Source organism: Streptococcus pseudopneumoniae (genome assembly GCF_038148935.1).
Lineage (GTDB): Bacteria > Bacillota > Bacilli > Lactobacillales > Streptococcaceae > Streptococcus > Streptococcus pseudopneumoniae_U.
Map to the genome: position 1 here is coordinate 16775 of NZ_JBBJZX010000008.1, position 24146 is coordinate 40920.

The following is a 24146-nucleotide window of genomic DNA, read 5'->3' on the forward strand; positions in this document are numbered from 1 at the left end:
CCCACAAATCTTTCTAATTTTTTCTTCTACTAGTATAACAAAAAAAGGGAAGAAGGCAAACTTCCCTGTTTAGTCATTTTCTTGGTTTTCTTCCCAGTCGTGGTAGGCAGCGTATAGCTGACTTTTATTCCACTGGTAAATCTTAGCGACTTCCTTGATAGCTTGATTTTTCTTCATGCCTTGCTGGATGCGTACTTGTATTTCTGAAAACAAGTCCTCCTCATCTTTTTCCTCCACATCCTGACTGGCACCTTCGACGATGAGAAGGCATTCGCCCTTGAGTGGCGTTTCAGCTATGCTTTCTAATAACTCTGAAATGGTACCTCTTTGGTATTCTTCATAGATTTTAGTCAATTCCCTAACCAAGACGACCGAGCGGTCACCGTAGACTTCTAGCATATTTTTCAACGTATCTGCTACACGATGAGGAGATTCGTAAAAAATCTGTGTTTCAGGATAGTCTTTTTTCAAGTCGAAAAATGGCTTTTGCTGGCCTGATTTTCTCGGTAAAAAACCGTAAAAGATATGTGGCTGTGGCGCTAAACCACTGGCAATCAAGGCAGAAATTCCTGCAGAGGCACCTGGAACAGTGACAACTGCAATTTCTTCCTCAATAGCTGCTTTAACCAAATCATGACCAGGGTCTGAAATGCTAGGCAGACCTGCATCTGATACCTGAGCAATACTTTGCCCTGCTTTCAGGAAATCAATCAAATCAGGAATCTTTTCCTTGGCATTGTGCTCATGAAAACTGATCTGCTTGGTAGAAATGTCAAAATGCTTGAGCAAAAGCCCTGTATTGCGTGTGTCCTCAGCCGCAATCCAGTCAACTTCTTTCAAGGTCTGAATAGCTCGAAAGGTCATATCATCTAAATTGCCAATCGGCGTTGCCACTAGGTACAGCTTGCCGTAGGGAGACTGCCCCTTAAAACTTTTTTGAATCTGCATGCTTACTCCCTGTATAACAACTCGTCACAGAACATACATTCCTCGTCCTGCTCTCGACGTTGTCCATAAAAATCATTACACACGTGAAAACCATCCCGGTAAATGCGACGGACACTTTCACGAACATGCTTGGCCTTGACAGGAGCGTCTGCTTCCACCTCACCCAAGCGTTCGCGCAACTTACTATTTTCCAAACGAAGAGCTGTATTTTCCTCTACCAGGCTCTTGAGATTTTTCTTGATGGCTTCCACATCGGCCAAGGTTACCAATAACTGTTGGGAAAAATCATCCAGCGCGTCAAATAATTCTTTTTTGTCCATAAAACAGCCCTTTCCTTTCTTTATCGTTCATTTTTGAGTTTATATTTCTTTCAAGACCAGATATTCCATGACATTTTGAAAGCTGACATTAGCTTGCCACATTTTTCTAGCTTCTAGCAAATCTTGTAGAATCACTCTTACTCTTGCTTGTAGGATATCTTGCCCACAGAGGACTTCAAGAATCCGTAAAACCTGATCTTGTTTTTCCTTGTCATCTACCAAACTAGCCAATTTAGCAACTTGCAGATAACTTTCTTTTTTCTTAGCTACTAACCAAGTCAGTAAGCGTTCACTTTCATCGACCAAGGTCCAAAAACTTGCCTGATTAGCCAACTTTTCTGCTTCAGCTCGCGATTGACTAAACTGGGCTAAAAGAGTCGCTTTTTTCTTAACCAGACCTGCTTGTTCTAATTGATGGATGAGTTTTTCTTCTTGCTTTTTAAAGTGGAAAATCTGGGTCCGACTGCGTATTGTTGGTAAGATTTTTTCCTCATCGCTGGTCAAGAAGAAAATGTAAACCTCACTCTGGGGTTCTTCGATGACCTTGAGCAGAGAATTAGCCGCGTTAGGATGCATTTTCTCAGCTTGCTCGATAATAAAGACCTGCTGCTGGCTTTCAATCCCTGCTTGAGAAAACTGTCCCACCAATTCCCGAATACGTTCTGTCTTGATGACCTGATTGACTGGTTTAATCAAAGTGACATCTGGAAACTCTTCCTGTTCAATCAGCTTACAATTTCGGCATTTCTCACATGGTAAAACACCTACTTTATCTGTACAAAAGAGGCTCTTAGCTAAAAATTGCGCCATTTCCAAGCTTCCAAAGAAACCTGAAAAAAGGTAGGCATGATTGAGCTGGTCTTGTTCTAGGATACGTACAAAACGGTCAAACTGGGCTGGTTGCCAAGCCTTTAGTTTATCTTGTTTCATTTTGCCAAGCCCATTCTGTCAAACAAGACAGCCTTGGTAGTTTCCACAACTTGCTCAAAAGGAAGACTCGCATCAATCTTAACAATGCGATTTCCTTCTTTTTCCAGGAGAGAAAGGTAACCTTGACGGACTTTTTTATGCAAGTCCAACCCTTCCAAGTCCAAACGATTGACCTCACGATTGCTATTAGCAGCAATGCGAGCCAGTCCTTCTTCCACCTCGATGTCAAAATAGAGTGTCAAGTCGGGTTTAAGGCCATCTGTCGCAAACTGATTGAGCCAATCAATGGCGTCAATATCCAAGCCACGACCAAATCCCTGATAGGCAACAGAACTATCGATGAAACGATCCATAATGACCAACTTGCCAGCTTCAAGGGCTGGGAGAACTTTTTCCACCAAGTGCTGTCTACGACTGGCGATATAGAGCAAAAGCTCTGTCTTCGCATCCATCTGAGTATGACTTGGATCCAAAATTACTTCCCGGATCTTCTCCCCAATCAAGACTCCGCCAGGTTCACGGGTCGTCAGCACCTCTACCCCTTTTTCCTCTAAAATTGGTAGCAGAGCCTCTAAAACACTGGTCTTGCCTGCTCCCTCTGGTCCCTCAAGAGAGACTAAAAATCCTTTTGACATGTCTAACTCATTTCTTTTTTACTACTTCTATTCTATCAAAAAAATAGGGGTTTGTGACAATCTTTTTGTCTTCTCATTTCATACTCAATGAAAATCAAGGAGCAAACTAGGAAGCTAACCGCAGGTTGCTAAAAACACTGTTTTGAGGTTGCAGATGGAAGCTAACGCAGTTTGAAGAGATTTTCGAAGAGTATCAACCACCATAAAAGAGGCAGACAAAGCCACCTCTTATTTACCAAGTTTTTTAGTTCGTTTGTAGGCTTTAGTGACTGCCTCCATGACCGTTCCTCGAAAAGCATGCGCTTCTAGGCTTGCTACACCAGCGATAGTCGAACCTCCTGGGCTGCAAACTTGGTCTTTCAATACTCCAGGATGTTGCTGACTTTCAAGGACCAATTGCCCAGCTCCTACCACAGTTTGAGCCGCCATTTTCAATGCCGTTTCTCGTGGCAATCCCGTCTGAACGCCCGCATCTGCCAAAGCCTCTATAAAAAGATAGACAAAAGCCGGCCCACACCCTGCAAGACCTGTCGCTGCATCGATTAATCCTTCTCCTAGTTCAACCAAGAGACCTGCCTTGGCTAACAGCTGACAAAAGAGCTCACTGTCCTCAGCTTTACAATTAGGAGACAAAGCATAACTAATGACTCCTTGACCGATAGAAACTGGAGTGTTGGGCATCATGCGAATAATTCGGTGTTGACTTGGGATAAGACTTGCTAGTTTTTCTAAGGTCAATCCAGCTGCCATGGAAATCAAAAGAAGACTCTCTCGTTTTTCAAGAATGGTCTGATATTGAGAAAGCAGTTCAGAAAACTGAGCAGGCTTAACACCTAGAAAAATCACATCTGCTTCTGCGAATATTTTTTCATTGCTGGAAGCCTGACCACCAAAGTCTGCAATGAAAGCATCCACCTTGGCTTGGCTACGATTGGCAAGAAGAATGTCATCGCCCGTCTTGGCCTGCAAAACAGCCTTAGCCAAGCTAGCTCCCATATTCCCCAAACCGATAAATCCAATTTTCATCTCTTACTCCCTTATCTGACCATCACCCATAACCACATACTTGTAGCTAGTCAACTCTTTTAATCCCATTGGACCACGCGCGTGCAGTTTCTGAGTTGAAATCCCCATTTCACATCCAAGACCAAATTGGCCTCCATCTGTGAAACGAGTTGAGGCATTGACATAGACAGCTGCAGAGTCCACTTGATCTGTAAAGTAAGCTGCAGCTTCAGCATTTTCAGTTACAATTGCATCCGAATGATGGGTACTGTGAGCCTCAATATGGGCAACAGCTTCTTCTAAACTGCTCACAACCTTAACAGCTAATACATAGTCTAAAAACTCGGTGTCAAAGTCTTGTGCTTCAGCTGCGTGACCTGAAACAAACTGGCTTGCTTTGCTATCAAGTCGAAATTCAATTGGTCCCAACCCAGCTTCTTTACGCTCTGCAACTAGAACTTGCTCCAAGCGAGGAAGGAAGCTTGCTGCCTTGTCTTCATGAACAAGTAAAACCTCCATGGCATTGCAGACAGAAGGACGACTAGTTTTGGCATTGTTGATGATAGACAGAGCCTTATCTTCGTCTGTATCCTTGTCCACATAGATATGGACAATCCCAGTCCCGGTCTCGATAACAGGTACGATAGCATTCTCAACCACTGCATTGATCAAACCAGCTCCCCCACGAGGAATGAGAAGATCTAGATAGCCCTTTGCCTTCATCATAGCATAGCTGCTTTCTCGGCTAGTATCTTCCACCAGTTGAATCACATCTGGATGAATAGTAGTCGTCTCCAAGCCCTTTTTCAAGGCTGTGACAATAGCATGAGCTGTTTGATAGGCATCCTTCCCACTACGAAGAACAACTGCATTTCCACTCTTGAGAGCCAGAGCAGCCGCGTCAGACGTCACATTTGGACGGCTTTCATAGATAATACCAATAACCCCCATAGCCACCCGTTTCTTGGTGATAACCAAGCCATTTTCAAGCTGATTGGTTTCTAAGACTTCACCTATTGGATCTGGTAAAGCAACCACTTCACGAATCCCTCTTGCCATCGTTTCTATACGACTTGCATCCAAATAAAGACGATCCAGCATCACATCTGAGATTTTACCCTTAGCCGCTTCCATATCGAGGGCATTGGCTGCTAAAATTTCCTCTGTAGCAGCCACTAAGTGATTAGCCATGGCTAGCAAGGCTTGGTTTTTCACCTCTTCACTAGCTGTATTGATCGATTTTTTTACAGCCTGTACCTGTTCAAATTGTTCTTGTGTACTTACCATAGTTTACCTCTAAAATTCTGTAAAGAGTAGTTGGATTTCAGGAGTAATGGAAATCCAGTCATCACGGTGAATCAAGACCCCCTTGGCTTTTTGAGAACGCAACATATCCTCCAAAGCAGATGCACCAAATTGCACACGCCCTTTTCCAAGTGATTTTCCACTTTCCTTGTCAAATACTGTCACGATATCACCGTAAGAAAAGGCTCCTTCTGCTTCAACAATACCAGATAAAAGGAGACTCTTTCCATGTTGAGAGAGAGCTTCCTCAGCCCCTTTATCAACCCAAATAGAACCTTGGCTCTGAGCATAGAAGGCCAGCCATTGTTTCTGGGTACGCAGTCCCTTCTCTTGAGCAACAAAGTAGGAACCATCCTTGGTCTCCTCAGCCGCCTCAATCATGGCATCTGCCTTCAAGGATGAACAGATATAAACAGGAACTCCTGATTCTGTCGCGATAGTTGCAGCTTTGATTTTAGTTAACATGCCACCTGTACCATTAGACGAACCTGCTCCACCGGCCATATCAATAATCTCACGATTGATAGTCTCGATTTTCTCCAAGCGTTTGGCTCTTGGGTCGGAATTAGGATTTCCAGTATAGAGACCATCTACGTCTGTCAAGAGGACCAAAAGATCTGCTTGGACCATAGCTGCCACCTGGGCACTTAGAGTGTCATTGTCCCCGACCTTGAGCTCATCAATGACGACACTGTCATTCTCGTTAATAATAGGAATCGCCCCACGGCTAAGTAAAACCGACAAAGCCTGATGGGCATTTTTATAACGACGCTTATCTACAAAGTCATCCTGGGTTAGCAAGATTTGGGCAGAAACGATTTGGCGCAAGAGAAGATTGGTCGTGTATTCTTCCAACAAAAGCCCTTGCCCTACCGCTGCTGAAGCCTGTTTATCAGCAATCTTAGTCGGACGCTTTTTAAATCCTAAAGCTCCAAAACCAGCCGCAATGGCACCCGACGACACTAAAATCAACTCATGACCAGCCTCGTGCAGCATAGCCAACTGCTGGGTGATAGCCTTTACCTTACTACGTGATAAACTTCCATCCTCATTCGTCAGAGAAGAAGTCCCCACCTTAAAGACAATCCGTTTGTATTTCATAGTCTCACTCCGATTCTTCATATTTATCCATTATAACATGAATAACAGGAAATAGAAAAGAGTTGATAGGAAAAAGAAGGCCCTAAAACCTTCTTTTTTACTACTGTTCTGATTCCGATTTATTTGTACTCGTCTCAGAGCTTTTTGAGGTTGAAGAAGTCAAATCTTGCCTAGTTGAAGAACTTGTAATACTTTCGTGTTGACTCGTTTCTTTATTTTCAAGATCCTTTTTCACTACATCTTTCGATTCTTTTATTTCTGAATTACTTGTCGTTCTAGTTGTAGCAGATTTCTCTACCGGAACATCCACTAGCCAGGCACCACTTGAATCAACAGTATAGCCTTCTGGTGTCTTACCATTCACAAGTAATTGACCATTTTCTTTCAAGAAGTACCATTTATCCTTGTCTTTGATCCAACCCACAGCTCGTGAACCATCTTCCTTGTAGAAATACCAATCATTTGCCTTTTTAAGCCAACCTTGCTTCATAGCTCCTGAATTTTCTAGATAGTAATGATGACCAGCAACTTCTATCTCGCCTGTCTTCATGATACCAGTAGAATCCATATAGTACCAGGTTTCTTTATCTTTTACCCAACCCGTTTTCATTTCTCCTGATTGAGCAAAGTAATACCATTGCCCCTTATATTGAAGCCAACCTGTCTTCATAGAGCCATCGTTTGATAAATAATAGGACTGACCTCCAGTATTTACCCAACCAATTTCCATCTGATTTTCTTTGTTGAAATAATACCAGATTCCATCAATTTTCTTCCAATTTTTAGCAGAAGCACCAGAGTCTGTCAAATAGAACCAATGATTGTTCCATTTTTTCCATTGATTCTGTAACAAGATACCCGTTTGGTTAAAGTAATACCATTCACCTTCAATTTCATTCCAACCGACAGTATACTCTCCTGTAGAATCAGGTGCTTGATACCACCAATTCCCATACGCACTCTTATGCCAGCCAGCTTGAAAACTTGGAATCGGCTTGTAGGAAGTTGAAATGTTTACTAAACCGTCTTTTCGAATATCAAAAACTGTTGCATCATAGTCTTTGCTGGCTGCGTTGATCCTCTCAATTCCTCGTTCTTTGAGCCAATTAACATACTCACTATCAACACCATTTTTCCAAGGTAGACTATCCGAAGTTTGAACAATCAAACTCGGACTCAAATTTTTAATGAAATTCTTGGTATTTGATTTGTTTGTATCATGGTGATGATTAAACTTCATCAAATCAACTTTTCCAATAAGAGGTCCATACTTATCTTCCGCTCCATGCACATTATCTAAGTCGCCCCCAAGGTAAATTTTCTTGCCATTGACTTTCACTACACTAATCAGGGAATTGGAATTGTCATCCCAAATTTTCTTTAATTCACCTGATGAATCAGTTTCATTTTCATAGTTATAGAGTTGAATATCCATGTCCCCAAACTGAAAATGAGCATCTTCCTGTGTGATGTTTTGAATAACTGAAACACCTTTTTCTGAAGCAGTCTGTAAAACCTTATCATAACCGTACAGATTATCCCATAGACGTTCAGAATTAGTAATACGACTATCACTATATTTTTTAAGATAGACTCGGTCAACTGGATAGGTAGACAGTAATTCATCAACATTTCCAATATGATCACTGTGGGTATGGGTCACCAAAATAAAATCAAGTTTTTGAACACCCAATTCCTTCAAACGACGAAAGACACGGTCTGTTAGAACATGCTTATAAGACGTTTCAATTCCTTCTCTCCATGGATAACGAGAATCACTTCCATCTGGGAAATCATAATCTTCTCCTGTATCCACCATGGCAAAATGTCCATTGCTTTCAAGAATAATCGCATCACTGCCACCTTCTTGAACATTGATAAAGTGGATTTTATTTCCTGAACTTTCTTGAGCTTGAACATTCCCATACCATGACAAACCTAAAAAAGCGCCTACAAGTGCTAAACTAATCAATTTCTTTTTCATTCTTACTTCCTTAACCTCTCCAAAGTTTCCTTAAAAATCTCTGGGATATCTGCTGTAAATTCTAAGGTCTCACCTGTTCTCGGATGAGTAAAACCTAGAGTCTTGGCATGAAGAAATTGTCCATGCCCCTTAAGTGTCTTACGAGGACCATAGACTTCATCGCCAGCGACTGGATGGCCAATATAAGCCATGTGAACACGGATTTGATGGGTACGCCCTGTCTCCAGTTGTAACTCCACTAAGCTATAATCGCCAAAGCGTTCCAAAACGTGGAAACGAGTCACTGCAGGCTTCCCTTTAGCCGTCACAGCCTGTTTCTTACGGTCTTTTTCACTACGGCCAATCGGGGCTTCAATCACACCACGATCATTAGGCAGATTTCCATGAACAATCGCCCAATATTTGCGGAGAGACTTTTTATCCTTGAGTTCTTGGGCAAGTGCTAGATGCGCCTCATCGTTTTTAGCAATCATAAGAAGACCTGACGTATCCTTATCAATACGGTGAACAATTCCCGGACGCAGAACCCCATTGATACCCGACAAGTCCTTAATATGATACATAAGGGCATTTACCAGAGTTCCACTAGTATGACCAGCACTCGGATGCACAACCATCCCCTGAGGCTTATTAACGACAGCTACATCCTCATCTTGGTAGATGATTTCTAGCGGAAGATTCTCAGCTACATACTCTAAAACCTCTGGTTCTGGCACATGATAGGTTACAACATCGCCCTCTTGGACTGTGTATTTAGCTTTCTTGACTTGGCCATTAACCAAGACCTGTCCTGATTTGATTTGTTCATTCGCGAGACTGCGTGATAATTCTGTCAAATCTGACAAAGCCTTATCTAAACGCAGGCCACCAGTTTCAATTTTAATTTCCATTTATTTCCTCTTTTAGCATTGCAATCAATAAAATAATCACTCCAACCGTCAGATAGCTATCTGCCACATTGAAAATTGCAAAATTGATAAAGTCCAAGTGAAACATATCCACAACAAAGCCCTGACTTATCCTGTCAATAAAGTTCCCAAGACCACCTGCAATAATCAAGGTCAAACCCAAGACCATCCAGAATGAGTCCTCCATGTGTTTATGTAGATACCAAATGGCACCTACCACGACAACCAGAGTAATGACAGCGAATAACAACTGCTGATCTTGTAAGATAGAAAAGGCTGCCCCTCGATTTTGCAGGTAGGTCAAGCTAACGAAATTGGGAATCCAAGAACGAACTTCACCCAGTGGAATCTGTTGGACGATATAGGATTTAACCAACTGATCCAGCCCAATCAAAAGCAGTACAACGACTGCCACTATTCCTCTTTTTTTCATGATTTCCTCTTCTGATTAAAATATTCTTGCATAACTTCTACAAAGAGAGTCCCAGCTTGACTAAGCTCCACCTCTTCACGTTTAACATAGACCATGCGATTATCTAGATTATCCTTGAGACGAATAACTGTAATGCCATTCACACTGTCACTATCCAAAAATCCAGAACCTGTCGCATAAGCGTCCGTCCGCTCCAAAATACCATTCAAGGTAGCACGGTCTGTCACATTGAACATCTGCGAGCTCGCACTAGTATCAACAAAGTTCTCTGAATAATAAAGGTACTCATCTTTCTCTTGAGTGAAACGAACTGTCGGTAGATCCGCTAAATCCTCCATGACCAATTCCTCTTTCTGGGCTAAAGGATGCCCCTCACGGAGATAAATGTGAGTATGGAAGGGAATCAATTCAATGACTTCAAGGCCTAGCTTTTCAACCCGTTGCATAATACCCTTTTTATTTTGATTGTTGAGGTAGATAATCCCAATCTCACTGTGCCCTTGCGCCACTTCGTCTAAAATTTGAACAGTAGTTGATTCAAAAATACGGAAGTTCTTATAGTCAGGATAGCGCTCTGAGAAAGCCGTAATGGTTGGTGGCAAGAAGTCATAGTGCTGGCTAGCAATGGAAAATTCATCCTTTTCTTCCTCAGGATTGGCATACTGATTTTGAAAAATATCAAATCCTTTAACCAATTCTTGCGCTTTTTCATAAAATTCCATCCCACGACGGGTCAAGAAAGTCCCTGAGCTGGTCCGACGGAAAATCTTAAAGCCCAATTCTTTTTCCAAATCGCGCACAGAAATAGACAAACTCGGCTGACTAACATACATCTTTTCAGCAGCTTCACGGAAAGTACCGCTATTCGCAATAGCCACAACATAGCGTAATTGTTGAATGTTCATCTTCTACCTCCAACTTCTTTATCTTTTCATTATACCATATTTTAGAAGTTTTCCAAAAAGGAAAAAAGAACATCCTATTCTTCTTAACTATCTTCACTATCTGCCTTTCTCAAGCCAACCTTATTTTCAAAATCAATTCAAAAAATAACTGGATACACACCACTTCAGTATCGGAAAGAAAAACGATGACTATTTGTGAAAAAAAGAAAATGCCGGAAAGTTCCGACATTATTTTGGTAAGCTAACTTCCTGAAAATAGGAGTAACCACACATTCCAGAAGGCAGTGATATTGATGAAAATATGAACTAGTATTGGATAGTAGAGATTTTTTGTCATGCGATACAGTAGAGCTAAAATGAGACCTCCACTAGCATAAATGAAAAAAGCAAGAGGAGTTAAAGCAAAATTGATATGAATATAACCGAAAATAATAGCAGAAAGCAAGACATCTCCGTACCAAGGCGAGTTTTTGAAAAAGGTTGTCATAAGCACACCGCGATAAATCAATTCCTCAGCAATAGGGCCGATGAAGCAAGCCATGAGCAAGAAATAGGGTAATTCCTGTCTCCCCATCATTTCTATCGTTTCATTCAAAGAGATTTGATTTGAAGACGAGGGTATGAAATAAGACAAGAAGAAGTCCGACATATACAAAGTGATGTAACCCAGTAAAAGGTAGATAAAATACCTCAGCTGCCACTTGAAATGAAAAGTTTTCTTTCCTGCAAAAACTAGTAGATAGATGACCGCTAATAAAAGAACTCCACTCTCCATCAAAAGCAGAATCTGAAAAAATTCACGACTTGCTGGTAGATAAGGCTTTGCGAGGTGATTGAAAATTCCCCAAAACCAAGTTGATTTGTAAAAAATTAAGGATAATGCTAGTAAAATTTGAATAGCTCGTTTTTTCATATTAAATCCTCTGCTTTCCTTGACTAGATTATTGAATAGAATGGTTTGCTTAACTGTATAACAAGTTTAGTATAGCATATATTGGCGAAATATCCTCTTCAAATCATGAATTGTCATTAAAACATCCTAGACTGTAAAATCAATTACCCCCTCCCCTTTTACCATCATCTTCTCTAAAATATGCTATAATAATACCAAAAGATAAAGAAGGAAGTCTTATGATTAAACTACTAGCCTTGGATATGGACGGAACCCTCCTCAATGAAGCCAAGGAAATCCCACAAGCTCATATTACTGCTATTCACCAAGCTATTGAAAAAGGTGTCAAACTGGTACTTTGTACGGGTCGTCCGCTTTTCGGTGTTCTCCCCTACTATCAAAAACTGGGGCTTGATCTCCAGAATGAATATGTCATTGTTAACAACGGTTGTTCAACTCACCAGACAAGTGATTGGGGGCTAGTTGACTGGCAAGAACTCGGTCCAGCAGACATCGAGTACCTCTATGACCTAGCTGAAAAAAGTGAGGTTCAGTTGACACTTTTTGATGAGGAACATTATTTTGTCCTCGGTGGCAAGCCTAATGAAATCGTTCAAAATGATGCCAAACTAGTCTTTTCAGACCTGACTGAAATTTCTCTTGAGGAAGCGACTAGTGGTAAGTACCGTATGTTCCAAGGTATGTTTTTAGGAACAGAGAGCCAAACAGACGATTTTGAGCAGCGTTTTGCTGAGGAACTCTGCCAACGATTTAGCGGAGTTCGTTCGCAGCCTGTTATTTATGAAGCCATGCCACTTGGTACGACAAAGGCTACTGCTCTTTCTCGACTAGCAGAGATTTTGAAGATTGATTCTTCAGAGATTATGGCTATGGGCGATGCTAATAACGATCTCGAAATGCTCCAGTTTGCAGGACTTGGCATTGCAATGGGAAATGCCAGCGATTATGTCAAATCTCTTGCGGATTCCGTTACAGCAAGCAACGAAGAAGACGGCGTTGCGCGTGCGATTGAGAAATATATTTTATAGTAAAGAAGCCCAGTTCATATCAACTGGGTTTTGATATTTAAGAATTCCTAAAACTTTAGAAACTCTTTAGAAATACTTGAGCTTTCTTTGATTTCTATGCTTTATACTAAAGTTATCAAAATAAATCAAAAGGAGAGAATCATGAAAACAGTACTTGACATTCATGGATTGTCCAAAAACTTCGACAAACAAGCTATCCTTCAGGATCTTCATCTAACGATAAGAGAGGGAGATATTTATGGACTTATCGGGAAGAATGGAGCTGGGAAGACTACCTTAATCAAAATCATTACGCAACTACTGTTTGCGGATAAAGGAACTGTTTCCCTCTTTTCTAGTAAATCAGAAAATGAGTGGACCAAGGCTCTATCTCGAGTAGGTTCAGTGATCGAATCACCTGTAGCTCATAATCACTTAACAGCCTATCAAAATCTGAAATATTACTGTATGATTCGTCATATTCCAAATGCGGATCAAGTCATTCGAGAAACCCTGGACTATGTAGGTTTGGCAGATACAGGTAAGAAAGTCTTTCGTGATTTCTCGCTAGGAATGAAACAAAGACTTGGTATCGCCATTGCCCTCCTATCCAAACCAGACTTCCTGATCTTAGATGAACCTATCAACGGCCTCGACCCAATCGGTATTAAAGAATTTCGACTCATGATTCAACGGCTCAATCAAGAGAAAGGGATCACCATTCTCATCTCTAGCCATATCTTGTCAGAACTCTATCTCCTAGCTAATCGTTTTGGTATTTTAGATCAAGGCAAGATTATCCGTGAAATCAGCAAAGCTGAATTTGAAACACTAAGTGAGGATTATATTGTGCTTAAGACAGCCGACCAAGAGAAAGCTTGTCAAGTATTGAAAGAACAAATCCAGCTCCAGTTCAAGGTTGTCAATCCTGAGAATGAAATCCACATCTTTGGTCAGGAACAAGATGTCAAACAGATTCTTAAGGAATTAACCTTGGCAGATGTTGCCATTGACGAGATTTACTATGCTCGTCAAAACCTAGAAGAATACTTCACTCAATTGGTCGAATAGGAGAAAAATAATGATACATACCATTCAAGCAGACTTTTACCGTCTTTTCCGTTCCAAAGGATTCTGGATTACAGAGTTCATTCTCTTTTTACTCATGTTAATGGGGGCTATTTTTGGGGCTACGGGTCAACTAATGGCAATCCAGACAGAAGAACCAGATATACCAATCCAAGGTTGGAATGGTATACAATCCCTGATCAACGCATCTAGTCAAGGTTCAAACCTCGTTTTTCTCTGCATCGTCCTAGCCTGCCTCGTGCTTGGAGTTGATTTAATCGGCAAACTCTATAAAAATAATTTAACAGTGGGTGTTTCTCGTACCGAGTTTTTCCTTGCCAAAGCCTTTGTATTGGCTTGCATTGGACTTTCTCAACTCATCATCGGTCTTGTGATTGCCTTTATTCCAGCAACTATCTTAAATGGATTTGGAACTATGCCTGATGGCTTTATTGGCAATCTACTGGTAACCATTTTCCTTCAATTTCTTTGCCTCCTTGCTTGGCTTTCCATTGTTTCCTTTATTCTCTATGTTAGTCATTCTTATCTTGCGGTATTTATTGGTTATTTGGTCAGCTCTACCTTACTTTCTATGCCAATGATCATTTTTCCAACTATCAAATTTTTACCCTATTTGTCCTTACAATTTTCCTATGCTATGACTGCTAATAGTGAGTCAATTCTCTACACATTTATAGGTAGCTTAGCTGTTATTGTAATCTTTAATATAAGTGGATTGATAGTTTTCAAAAAGAAAAGTCTATAAAAAAAGACCTCCTCTAGCCTACAGAGGAGGTTCCTTTTCGTTAAAAGTAAATACAAACCGATAACCACTGTCCATCTGTGCTTAGTTTCATCTCTGCACCGAGAAGATGACATAATTCCTCAGTGATATAAAGGCCTAAACCAGAGGATTCTTCCGTATCAGATAGATTTTCAGAATAAAAACGGTTGCTGAGATTTTCTATTTTTTTGATGGGCTGTTTGACAAGGTTTGCAATCTCTAAGACAAGCTGTCCCTTTTCCTTTCTCAAAGATAGACGCGCTTCTTCCTTGCCATGTTTGAGGACATTTCCAAGCAGATTTTGTAAAATTCGATCCAGCAAGTCTTCATCAGTTCTCATTTTTAAATCATCTTCAACCTTAAAATCAAGCGTGATATTCGCCGCTTGAAAAACATCATAATAAGCCAGAGTCTTTTTGGTGATAAAAGTTGAAAAATCCACTTCTTCCAGTTTCGGTTTGACAGCCCCTTCCATCAAACGACGATATTCTAGGAGTGCCTCCAAACGTTTGGAAACTAAATCAAGATGCTGGGCGATTTTTTGTAAGGTTTCTGCTTGCTTTTCAGGAGACTTTATCAATTGTTGGGTGTAACCTGAAGCGATAGTCAAAGGTGTCCGAATATCGTGGGCGATATTGCTGATGGCCATATCCAGAGTCTGTTTTTCCCTTTTCATCACCAATCGAGATTGTTCCACTTCTTGAAATAAATTCTCAATCTGCTGGTAGAGTTGTAAAAAATGTTTGGAAAAAATGTTGACTCCGACTCTTTTCATACTACCCGTGAGAATCTTGTCTTCAATCTGTTGACTCAAGTTTTTAAGTGCTAGATGGTAGCGAATCAATGCAATTGATAAAACAATTAGGAGTACCAGTAGAACAAAGATCATCATGTAGGTCATTGCTTGTCTCCTTTTAATCTTACCCCAACTCCCCAGATGGTTTCAATATATTCTTGATTTGGGTCAAGCTGGTTTAATTTTTTTCGAAGATTACTCAAATGCGTATTGAGAGTATTATCTCCAGGTAGGTAGCTATCCTCCCAGACCAATTCATAAAGTTCTTCCTTGGTGAAAATTTTCTTAGGATGTTTGAGGAGAGTTTGAAGAATCAAGCATTCTTTCTTGGCAAGGCGAATCGTTTCTTGGCTATTTTTGATTTCAAAACTTTCGGCATCAAACTGGATATTTTTCAAGTTTTGTGGTAGATTTTCAGTTTTTCCTATTTCCATAGGCTGTTTTTCTACGCTTTGACGTAATTGAACAGTAACTCTGGCAAAGACTTCGTCCAAATCAAAAGGTTTGACTATGTAATCATTGGCACCGTCTAAGAGATATTGACTGATCAACTTCTTATCGCTCAAAGCCGTTAGCATAATGACTGGAGTTTGACTTTGTTCCCTGATAGCTTTTAAAACCTGATCCCCATTTTTCCCAGGAAGCATGATATCTAGCAAAACGAGGTCAATCCCCCCTTGGTCAAAAAGCATGATTCCTTCTGTACCAGAAAAGGCTTGAATCACTTCATGCTCCTCAGTAAGAAGTGTTCGCAAAATCTCTTGAATGTCACTATTGTCTTCAATAACCAATATCCTAGCCATAAATACCAACCTTTCTGCAACTATTATAGCATGTTTTATTGATAAAGCTTAAACAGAAAAGCTCCTCGCATAAAAGCGCGAGAAAGCCTTTGAGGGTTAAAATACAAAATCCACTTGCTAGATGACCTAGTATCTTATAGTTGCTAGTGAAAACGAGTCTAGCAGAATGAATCTCTCATTTCTCCCCTACTAGTCTGTAATCCGTTGATACATTTCGGGTCTTCTATCTCGAAACAAGCCCCAGTTTAGGCGTTCGCTTGCTCCCTTGTCTAGGTCATAAGTGGCTAATAGAACAGCTTCGCCTTGTCTTTCAGCTTTCTCTAGAATAGCTCCTGTTTCATCCGTTATAAAGGAGGAACCGTAGAAGTCAAGACTGGAACTCTGTCCACCATTTTCCTCACTTGGAGTGACTTCCTCTAATCCATAACGATTGGCTGCGATGACTGGAACAATATTTGCTGCTGCGTGTCCTTGCATGGTACGTTGCCAATGACCACAACTATCTGTATCCAAAATCGGCTCTGAACCGATGGCTGTAGGATAAAAAAGCAATTCAGCACCATTCAATGCAAGACAGCGGGCCGTTTCGGGGAACCATTGATCCCAACAGATACCGATACCAATCTTGGCATAGCGAGTATCCCAGACCTTGAAACCAGTGTTGCCAGGTGTGAAATAAAATTTTTCTTGATAATAATGGTCATCTGGTATGTGGGTTTTCCGATAAACGCCCAGCACTTCCCCATCTGCATCAATAACGGCAATAGAGTTATACAAGACATTGCCATCTTTTTCATAGAAACTGATCGGTAAAACGACCTTTAGCTCCTTGGCAATGGTTTTAAAATGCTGAATAGCTGTATTGTCTGTCACCGACTGGGCATACTGGTAGTAGTCATACTGACGTTCCTGACAGAAATAGGGACGTTCAAACAACTCGGGCAAGAGAATAATTTGTGCACCTTGTTCTGTAGCCTGACGTACTAAACGCTCTGCGGTTTGGATATTTGTTGCCACATCCTTAGCGCATTGCATCTGAATGGCTGCAACTCTTACATTTCTCATCTTTTTCTCCTATTCTGGGATTTGTTGGGTGATACAGTGGATATTGCCACCACCTAAGAGAATATCTCTGGCTGGAATTCCGACAACTTTACGGTCTGGGAAACACTTACTGAGGATATCTAAGGCCACTTGATCGTTTTGATCTTGAAACTGGGGAACCAAGACTGCCTTGTTGGCGATATAAAAGTTTACGTAGGAAGCTGCTAGTCGTTCACCTGCGTATCGCTCTTCTTCTCCTTCTTCATAGATGTAGCCTGGCAAATCCTCTTCTGTCACAACTTGTCGAACTGCAGGGATAGGCAATTTATGAATGATAAAGGGACGCCCTTTTGCATCTGTTTCTTGCTCTAAGAGCTCTAAATCAGCTTTTGACATGGCATATTGAGGATCGCTTTTGTCGTCTGTCCAAGCCAAAACAAGCTCTGCAGGACCAACGAAGGCAGCAACATTATCAACATGTTCATTGGTTTCATCCTGATAAATACCATAAGGCAGCCAGATAACTTTTTCAGCTCCAAGGCTTTCTAATAAGGTATTTTCGATTTCCTCTTTACTTAGATGAGGATTGCGACCAGAACTAAGCAAGCAACTTTCAGTCACGAGAATGGTTCCTTGACCATCGCTATGAATGGCTCCGCCTTCCAGTACAAAAGGCTTGGCATCGTAAACAGGCATTTCCAAGGCCTCAGCAAAACGACTGGCTACTTGGTCATCATCTTCATAGTCTTGGTAGAGGCCATCAACAGCTCCACCCCAAGCATTGAAAGACCAATCCACGGCTAATTTCTGGAGTTTATCATTGACAAGAATAGTCGGACCTGTATCACGGGCCCAGGCATCATTGGTGGGAATGTCTAAATAAACAACGCTATCTCCAAGGTAGTCTTGGGCTTCAGCTAAGTGGTCTTGGCCCACCAAAAGATAGACTCTTTCCCCTTCTGCAATGGTTTTTATAATCTGGCTAAATGCTGCTTTAGCAGCTTTTCCTTGAAAAGGCCACGATCCTGGTCGAGTCGGCCATATCATGAGGGTACCATGATGAGGTTCGTACTCTGCTGGCATACGATAGCCTAATTTTTTGGGACTGTCCATCATGATAATCTCCCTTTAAAATCTTGATAGCCAAAGGCTTTGACTAAGCTGCAGTCTCCCTGTTCGTCCATGAGATAGAGACTTGGCAATCCAATACCATTAAAGGTATTATTTTTGACAAAAGAATAAATGGCCATGTCTTCGAAATAAAGTCTATCTCCGATTTGGACTGGATTTTCAAAGCTATAATCACCGATCACATCGCCCGTCAGACAGGTATTGGAAGAAAGTCTGTAGGTATGGGCTTTTTCCTGTGCCTCAAAGCCATTTATCAAAGGTGGACGATAGGGCATCTCAAGTACGTCAGGCATATGGCAGGTCGCAGAGGCATCTAAAACCAAGATTTCCATACCGTTTTCGACAATATCCAATACTTCAGTTGCTAGATAACCCGCATTGAGAGCAATGGCTTCACCCGGCTCGATATAGACTTCAAGATTGTAAGTTTCTCGGATACGCTTGATTTCTGAAATCAGCAAATTCACATCATAGTCTTCTCTTGTGATGTGATGACCACCACCCATATTGAGCCATTTAACTTGATGCAAATAGGAACCAAACTGCTCTTCTACTGCTTTCAAAGTTATCTCTAAATCATCTGCTCCCTGCTCGCAAAGGGTGTGAAAATGAAGACCGTCTACCAATTCCAGCAAATCACTAGGAATCTTGTCTAGAGTAACTCCGAAACGGGATCCAGGGGCGCAAGGATCATAGAGAGCGTGATCTCCTTGAGTTGAACACTGAGGGTTAAGTCGCAAACCCACGCTTACACCAGCTTCACGACAACGAGCCCCATACTTACGCAACTGTCTCTCTGAGTTAAAGACGATATGGTCCGTTATCTCCAGCAATTCCTCCAAGTCTGCATCCTTGAAAGCAGGTGCAAAAACATGGACTTCACCAGGAAATTCTTCCCTTGCCAATTTGGCCTCATAGAGTCCACTAGCTGTCGTACCTGATAGATACTGGCTAATCAAGGGATAGGTTTTGTAGAGGGAATAAGCCTTCTGAGCAAGCAAAACCTTGCAACCAGCTTCTTCTTGAACATATTGTAGGATACGGCAATTGGCTTCTAACTTTGCCAAGTCAATGACATAGGCTGGTGTTGGTACTTGTTCTAGCTTCATTAGTCCACCATTTGTGGATTCTCAACCACAACCCAAGGCAAACCATACTCATTCAATGCTTCCATAAATGGATCTGGATCCAACTCTTCAAGGTTATACACTCCAGCTTGTTTCCAAGTTCCGTTCATAACCAATTTTGTCCCAATCATGGCTGGAACGCCTGTCGTGTAAGAAATTGCTTGTGAACCAACTTCTGCGTAACATTCTTGATGATCGCAAACATTGTAAATGTAGATGGTCTTTTCAACTCCATCTTTGACACCAGTAAAGATACAGCCGATATTGGTTTTACCAACCGTGCGCGGTCCAAGGCTGGCTGGATCTGGAAGCAAGGCTTTCAAGAATTGGATTGGTACGATTTCTTGTCCATTAAAATTAATAGTATCTGTACGAAGGAGACCGACATTTTCCAAACATTTCATGTGCGTCAAGTAAGATTGACCAAAGGTCATAAAGAAGCGAATCCGTTTGACACCTGGAATATTTTTGGCCAATGATTCAATTTCTTCATGGTGAAGGAGATACATATCTTTTTGTCCAACTTGAGGGAAATCATACTCACGCTTGATAGACATAGCTTCGACTTCGACCCATTTCCCATCTTCCCAGTAAGAACCTGGCGCCGAAACCTCGCGTAGATTGATTTCTGGGTTAAAGTTTGTCGCAAACGGATAACCGTGGTCACCACCATTACAGTCTAAAATGTCGATATAATGGATTTCATCAAAATAGTGTTTGAGAGCATAGGCTGAAAAGACACTAGTCACACCTGGGTCAAAGCCAGATCCAAGAAGAGCTGTTAAGCCTGCTTCCTTGAATTTTTCTTGATAAGCCCATTGCCATGAGTAGTCAAAGTAGGCAGTAAAACCAAGTTCCTTACAACGTTTCTCATAGATGGCACGCCATTCAGGGTCTTCTGTGTCTTCTGCTTCGTAGTTGGCTGTATCGATATAGTGAACACCTGTTGCCAAACATGCGTCCATAATGGTCAAGTCTTGATAAGGCAAAGCTACGTTCAAAACAGCTTCTGGTTTGTAGCTTTCGATCAAGGCAATGACTTCTTCTACCTTGTCAGCATTAAGTGCAGCTGTTTCAATCTTTGTACTTGTTTTGCCTTCTAGCTTCGCTTTCAAGTCATCGCATTTTGACTTGGTACGGCTAGCAATCATAATTTCTGTAAATGTTTCACTATCTTGACAAATCTTTGAAATAGCAACTTGGGCAACGCCCCCACATCCAATAACTAATAAACGACTCATTTTTTTCCTTCCTCTTCTTCTAAAATGTCTTCTACATACTTAGGCAACATAAAGGCTCCCACATGTAAGTTTGCAGTATAGTATTCTGTGAAAAGCTGGCGTTTTTTCCAGCCTTCCTTGTCAAAATCTTTGACAGGGTGGTATTTTTTCGATGCAAATCCAAACAACCAATAGCCAGCTGGGCTAGTTGGAATATGAGCCTGATAGACCCGACTGATTGGAAAGGCTTGATTGACCTTGCGGTGCATGCTTCGGCAAGCCGACTCATCCTCGTCAAAGAAGGGACTCCCATGCTGGTAGATCATGATACCATCTTCCTTCAGAGCTCGATAACTATTACCGTAAAATTCCTTTGTAAAGAGGCCTTCGGTATGTCCAAATGGATCTGTCGCATCGTTGATGATAATATCATAGTCATCTTCACAGTTTCGCAAAAAGCGTAGCCCATTTTGGTAGTAAATGGTAACACGAGGATCATCAAGTCCCGCAGCAAAGTCTGGGAAATACTCACGACAGACCTCAACCAACATCTCATCTGGTTCCACAATATCGATTTGTTCTAGCTCAGGATAGAGGGTTAATACTTGGGCGACACCGCCGTCACCACCCCCAATAACCAAGACTTTCTTGGGGTTTGGGTGGACAGCCATGGGAACATGAACGGTCATTTCATTGTAGACAAAATCATCCGCATCTGAGAACAAGACGTGCCCATTTAAAATAAGTATTTTCCCAAAAGCTGGCGTATCCAAGACTTCGATATCCTGCCATTCACTTTTACCAGCGTAGAGTTGCTTGGCTGTTCTCAAGGATAATTTGACATCTGGAGTATGAACTTCAGAAAACCATAAATCCATCTAGTTCTCCTTTCTCTTAATGACGTTAATGTGATTGACCTCAGGATCTTCCGTCCCTTGGAGGGAACAACCACGTTCCTTGGCAAATTGGATATAATCGACAATTTCTCGTGTAATGCGTTCTCCAGGAGCCAAGATAGGGATTCCTGGAGGATAGCACATGACAAATTCCCCACAGACTTGTCCAACAGATTCGTCTAAAGACAAACTTTTTCTCTCTGAATAGAAGGCTTCCTGAGGAGAAAGGACCAACTCGGGCTGGATATATTCTCCTGCTATCAAGTCCTTCCCATCTCGTGAATAGAGTCTCTTGATATCAGCAAGAGCACCAACCAAGCGCTCGATGTCTTGGATGCGGTCACCAATCGAAATATAGGCCAGGATATTGCCAATATCACCAAACTCAATCTGAATGTCATATTCGTCTCGTAGGAGGTCATAAACCTCGATACCTGTTAAGCCAATCCCCTGAGTGTAAACTGACAACTTGGTTACATCAAAATCACAAACGGAAACACTATCTATTAACTCTTTTGAGTAGGCATAGTAGCCACCTATGGCATTGATTTCACGACGAGCATACTCGGATAGCTCGATAACTTTCTCAAACGACTCTTTACCACGAAGGGCCAAGTTGCGACGTGAAATATCCAAACTAGCCATCAACAAGTAAGAGGCGGATGTTGACTGGGTCAGGTTGATGATCTGACGAACGTACTCAGGATTCATCTGCTCCCCGATTAAAAGAAGCGAACTTTGTGTCAAACTCCCACCAGACTTATGCATAGAAACTGCTGCCATATCAGCACCTGCATCCATAGCAGAAATCGGAAGTTTATCAGTAAAATGTAAGTGCGCTCCGTGGGCCTCATCTACTAAAACCATCATGCCAGCTTCATGAGCCATTTCTGTCAACACCTTTAGGTCTGAACAGATTCCGTAGTAAGTAGGATTGTTAATCAAAATGGCCTTGGCATCTGGATGGTCCTTTATGGCCTGGGCTACTCGGTCATTTTCAAGACCTAAAGCGATACCAATCTTAGGATCTACACTCATCTCGATATAGATGGGAATGGCACCACATAGAACCAGCGCATTGATGGCAGATTTGTGGACATTGCGTGGCAGAATAATCTTATCTCCTGCCTTGCAGGTTGACAGAATCATAGTCTGCACCGATGAAGTTGTTCCCCCTATCATTAGAAAAGCATGGCTAGCTCCAAAAGCATCCGCCGCCAGCTCCTCCGCATCTCGAATAATCGAAATAGGATGCCCTAAATTATCCAAGGGTTTCATCGAATTGACATCAATACCTACACATTTTTCTCCTAACAGTTCGACAAGTTCTGGATTTCCCCGTCCGCGCTTGTGACCTGGAACATCAAAGGGAACAATCCTTTTCTTGCGTAACTTCACCAAGGCCTCATAAATTGGGGCTTGGTTTTGATCTAACTCTTTCAAGACATACTCCTTTCCATATTTTTAGAATCTTATGAAAACTAAGGAACTAAAGGTTGACTCATGAAAAAAGAGCAGGTTTTCACCTGCTCTGCAATCTTCTGACGTGTTTATTTTGGTTTCTGTTGAGTATGTCTGTTCCTGATGTTTCCTAACTCTCTAGTAGCAAATATTACGTACTTTATTGATCGTTTCACAAGATGACGTGTGCTTTCACCACACTAAAAATTTATGAATTAGGACAAGTGTCCTAACATCAACTTATAAAAGTAGGCTTTTAACCCTATCAATAATGTGGTTTTTCAACCACGCTTCGGCATTCAACCCTGCCTGTCCGTAGGCATTTTTTACTCGGGTTTATATTTGCTAGAAAACATCATCTCATTTTCTAAGCTTTATTACTATATCATGTTTCCAAGAACTTGTAAAGCCTTTTACGAAAAAAATATAAAAAGGTTCGTAAAATAGTTGGATTTTATTTGATTTAATACTAATTATTCTCTTGTAAACGATTATAAAGTGAACAAAATGATTTTCATATTTAATTTAAAATTTTTTATGATATTCTATACTCTTTACCTTCGGTGTTTGATCTATTAGAGAAGATGTCGACATTTTTATATCATTAAAATCGTGCAACTTTTTTCAGATACTTTTAAAAGATTGATTTCCCTATATGTTTCCTTTATACTGGATAAAAAGGAGAATAGTATGTCAGAAACAAATCACGAAATTGATTCAAACTTTGCAGGTCGTTTAAATATTCTGCGTGCGGGCGTTCTTGGTGCCAATGATGGGATTATTTCCATTGCGGGTGTGGTTATCGGGGTTGCTAGTGCTACAAGCAATATCTGGATTATCTTTTTATCAGGCTTTGCGGCTATCTTGGCTGGTGCCTTTTCTATGGCTGGTGGAGAATATGTTTCGGTTTCAACTCAGAAAGATACTGAGGAAGCAGCCGTTGCGCGTGAGCAAGTCTTGCTAGACCAAGATATAGAGTTAGCCAAAAAGTCTCTCTATACCGCCTATATCCAAAATGGCGAGTGTGAAACATCAGCCCAACTTCTCACCAACAAAGCCTTTTTAAATAATCCGCTCAAGGCTTTGGTAGAGGAAAAATATGGGATTGAGTATGAAGAGTTTACCAATCCTTGGCATGCTGCTATCTCTAGCTTTATTTCTTTTTTCCTTGGTAGCTTACCACCAATGCTGTCAGTGACCATTTTCCCAAGTGATTACCGCATCCCTGCTACCGTCCTTATCGTCGGTGTGGCCCTTCTTCTCACTGGTTACACTAGTGCCAGACTTGGAAAGGCTCCGACTAGAACAGCGATGATTCGGAACCTTGCTATTGGTCTCTTGACCATGGGAGTTACATTCTTACTCGGTCAACTTTTTAGCATTTAATACTCTTCGAAAATCTCTTCAAACCACGTCAGCGTT

The 24146-nt window shown here is 41.3% G+C and carries 24 protein-coding genes and 1 pseudogene; 5 read left to right on the forward strand and 20 right to left on the reverse strand.

Annotation, left to right across the window (positions count from 1 at the left end; translation table 11 throughout):
- Positions 1-69 precede the first annotated feature (69 nt).
- From rsmI to WKI42_RS01940, 11 genes are all read right to left on the reverse strand, one after another.
- A complete protein-coding gene (rsmI, locus tag WKI42_RS01890) occupies positions 70-948 on the reverse strand; it encodes a 16S rRNA (cytidine(1402)-2'-O)-methyltransferase (RefSeq protein WP_368081033.1) in 879 nt (292 codons plus the stop codon).
- Between the two features lie 2 nt (positions 949-950).
- The gene (gene yabA, locus WKI42_RS01895) at positions 951-1268 is read right to left on the reverse strand and encodes a DNA replication initiation control protein YabA (protein WP_000358228.1); all 318 of its coding nucleotides are present in this window, start codon (positions 1266-1268) and stop codon (positions 951-953) included.
- Between the two features lie 39 nt (positions 1269-1307).
- Positions 1308-2198, reverse strand: coding sequence for a DNA polymerase III subunit delta' (locus WKI42_RS01900; RefSeq protein ID WP_368081034.1), 891 nt, complete (start codon positions 2196-2198; stop codon positions 1308-1310).
- A complete protein-coding gene (gene tmk, locus WKI42_RS01905) occupies positions 2195-2833 on the reverse strand; it encodes a dTMP kinase (RefSeq protein ID WP_368081035.1) in 639 nt (212 codons plus the stop codon). Before tmk ends, WKI42_RS01900 begins: the two co-directional genes overlap by 4 nt.
- A 228-nt stretch (positions 2834-3061) precedes the next feature.
- Positions 3062-3859 carry a pyrroline-5-carboxylate reductase gene (proC, locus tag WKI42_RS01910; protein ID WP_368081036.1) on the reverse strand — a complete coding sequence of 266 codons (798 nt, stop codon included), beginning with the start codon at positions 3857-3859 and terminating at the stop codon, positions 3062-3064.
- Between the two features lie 3 nt (positions 3860-3862).
- On the reverse strand, positions 3863-5125 hold the full coding sequence (locus tag WKI42_RS01915) for a glutamate-5-semialdehyde dehydrogenase (protein ID WP_173229076.1): 1263 nt from the start codon (positions 5123-5125) through the stop codon (positions 3863-3865).
- A gap of 9 nt (positions 5126-5134) precedes the next feature.
- Positions 5135-6244 (reverse strand): glutamate 5-kinase, encoded by a 1110-nt coding sequence (gene proB, locus WKI42_RS01920; RefSeq protein WP_240149960.1) that lies wholly within the window; start codon positions 6242-6244, stop codon positions 5135-5137.
- Positions 6245-6344: 100 nt separating this feature from the next.
- Complete coding sequence (gene cbpE / locus WKI42_RS01925; protein ID WP_173229072.1) at positions 6345-8228, reverse strand: phosphorylcholine esterase CbpE; 1884 nt, start codon at positions 8226-8228, stop codon at positions 6345-6347.
- 2 nt (positions 8229-8230) lie between these two features.
- The gene (locus WKI42_RS01930; RefSeq protein ID WP_173229070.1) at positions 8231-9118 is read right to left on the reverse strand and encodes an RluA family pseudouridine synthase; all 888 of its coding nucleotides are present in this window, start codon (positions 9116-9118) and stop codon (positions 8231-8233) included.
- Entirely contained in the window at positions 9108-9569 is a 462-nt protein-coding gene (lspA, locus tag WKI42_RS01935) for a signal peptidase II (protein ID WP_101782183.1), read from the reverse strand. Before lspA ends, WKI42_RS01930 begins: the two co-directional genes overlap by 11 nt.
- A complete protein-coding gene (locus WKI42_RS01940) occupies positions 9566-10474 on the reverse strand; it encodes a LysR family transcriptional regulator (RefSeq protein ID WP_001025694.1) in 909 nt (302 codons plus the stop codon). Before WKI42_RS01940 ends, lspA begins: the two co-directional genes overlap by 4 nt.
- Here WKI42_RS01940 and WKI42_RS01945 point away from each other — a divergent pair.
- A pseudogene (locus WKI42_RS01945) lies at positions 10467-10663 on the forward strand (AraC family transcriptional regulator). The gene WKI42_RS01940 and the pseudogene WKI42_RS01945 overlap by 8 nt on opposite strands.
- A gap of 52 nt (positions 10664-10715) precedes the next feature.
- On the opposite strand, the gene WKI42_RS01950 reads toward WKI42_RS01945, so the two are convergent.
- Positions 10716-11387 (reverse strand): lysostaphin resistance A-like protein, encoded by a 672-nt coding sequence (locus tag WKI42_RS01950; protein ID WP_368081037.1) that lies wholly within the window; start codon positions 11385-11387, stop codon positions 10716-10718.
- 218 nt (positions 11388-11605) lie between these two features.
- On the opposite strand from WKI42_RS01950, the gene WKI42_RS01955 reads away from it, so the two are divergent.
- From WKI42_RS01955 to WKI42_RS01965, 3 genes are all read left to right on the forward strand, one after another.
- Entirely contained in the window at positions 11606-12415 is an 810-nt protein-coding gene (locus tag WKI42_RS01955) for a Cof-type HAD-IIB family hydrolase (protein ID WP_368081038.1), read from the forward strand.
- Positions 12416-12556: 141 nt separating this feature from the next.
- On the forward strand, positions 12557-13465 hold the full coding sequence (locus WKI42_RS01960) for an ABC transporter ATP-binding protein (RefSeq protein WP_368081039.1): 909 nt from the start codon (positions 12557-12559) through the stop codon (positions 13463-13465).
- Between the two features lie 10 nt (positions 13466-13475).
- The gene (locus tag WKI42_RS01965) at positions 13476-14228 is read left to right on the forward strand and encodes an ABC transporter permease (RefSeq protein WP_368081040.1); all 753 of its coding nucleotides are present in this window, start codon (positions 13476-13478) and stop codon (positions 14226-14228) included.
- 40 nt (positions 14229-14268) lie between these two features.
- Here WKI42_RS01965 and WKI42_RS01970 read toward each other — a convergent pair whose 3' ends face one another.
- The 8 genes from WKI42_RS01970 to WKI42_RS02005 all read right to left on the reverse strand — a co-directional run bounded on the left by WKI42_RS01970 (position 14269) and on the right by WKI42_RS02005 (position 22706).
- Entirely contained in the window at positions 14269-15147 is an 879-nt protein-coding gene (locus WKI42_RS01970; RefSeq protein ID WP_368081041.1) for a HAMP domain-containing sensor histidine kinase, read from the reverse strand.
- Positions 15144-15845 (reverse strand): response regulator transcription factor, encoded by a 702-nt coding sequence (locus WKI42_RS01975; RefSeq protein ID WP_368081042.1) that lies wholly within the window; start codon positions 15843-15845, stop codon positions 15144-15146. The genes WKI42_RS01970 and WKI42_RS01975 overlap by 4 nt, the downstream gene beginning before the upstream one ends.
- 189 nt (positions 15846-16034) lie before the next feature.
- The gene (gene aguB / locus WKI42_RS01980) at positions 16035-16910 is read right to left on the reverse strand and encodes an N-carbamoylputrescine amidase (RefSeq protein WP_338618540.1); all 876 of its coding nucleotides are present in this window, start codon (positions 16908-16910) and stop codon (positions 16035-16037) included.
- Between the two features lie 9 nt (positions 16911-16919).
- The gene (aguA, locus tag WKI42_RS01985) at positions 16920-18005 is read right to left on the reverse strand and encodes an agmatine deiminase (protein ID WP_368081043.1); all 1086 of its coding nucleotides are present in this window, start codon (positions 18003-18005) and stop codon (positions 16920-16922) included.
- Positions 18002-19129: a carboxynorspermidine decarboxylase gene (gene nspC, locus WKI42_RS01990; RefSeq protein ID WP_368081044.1), complete on the reverse strand. Its 1128-nt coding sequence runs from the start codon at positions 19127-19129 to the stop codon at positions 18002-18004. Before nspC ends, aguA begins: the two co-directional genes overlap by 4 nt.
- Entirely contained in the window at positions 19129-20388 is a 1260-nt protein-coding gene (locus tag WKI42_RS01995) for a saccharopine dehydrogenase family protein (protein WP_368081045.1), read from the reverse strand. Before WKI42_RS01995 ends, nspC begins: the two co-directional genes overlap by 1 nt.
- A complete protein-coding gene (gene speE / locus WKI42_RS02000) occupies positions 20385-21245 on the reverse strand; it encodes a polyamine aminopropyltransferase (RefSeq protein ID WP_000366713.1) in 861 nt (286 codons plus the stop codon). Before speE ends, WKI42_RS01995 begins: the two co-directional genes overlap by 4 nt.
- Positions 21246-22706, reverse strand: coding sequence for an aminotransferase class I/II-fold pyridoxal phosphate-dependent enzyme (locus WKI42_RS02005; RefSeq protein ID WP_368081046.1), 1461 nt, complete (start codon positions 22704-22706; stop codon positions 21246-21248).
- Positions 22707-23414: 708 nt separating this feature from the next.
- Between WKI42_RS02005 and WKI42_RS02010 the strand changes: the two genes are divergently transcribed.
- The gene (locus WKI42_RS02010) at positions 23415-24110 is read left to right on the forward strand and encodes a VIT family protein (protein WP_368081047.1); all 696 of its coding nucleotides are present in this window, start codon (positions 23415-23417) and stop codon (positions 24108-24110) included.
- Positions 24111-24146 lie beyond the last annotated feature (36 nt).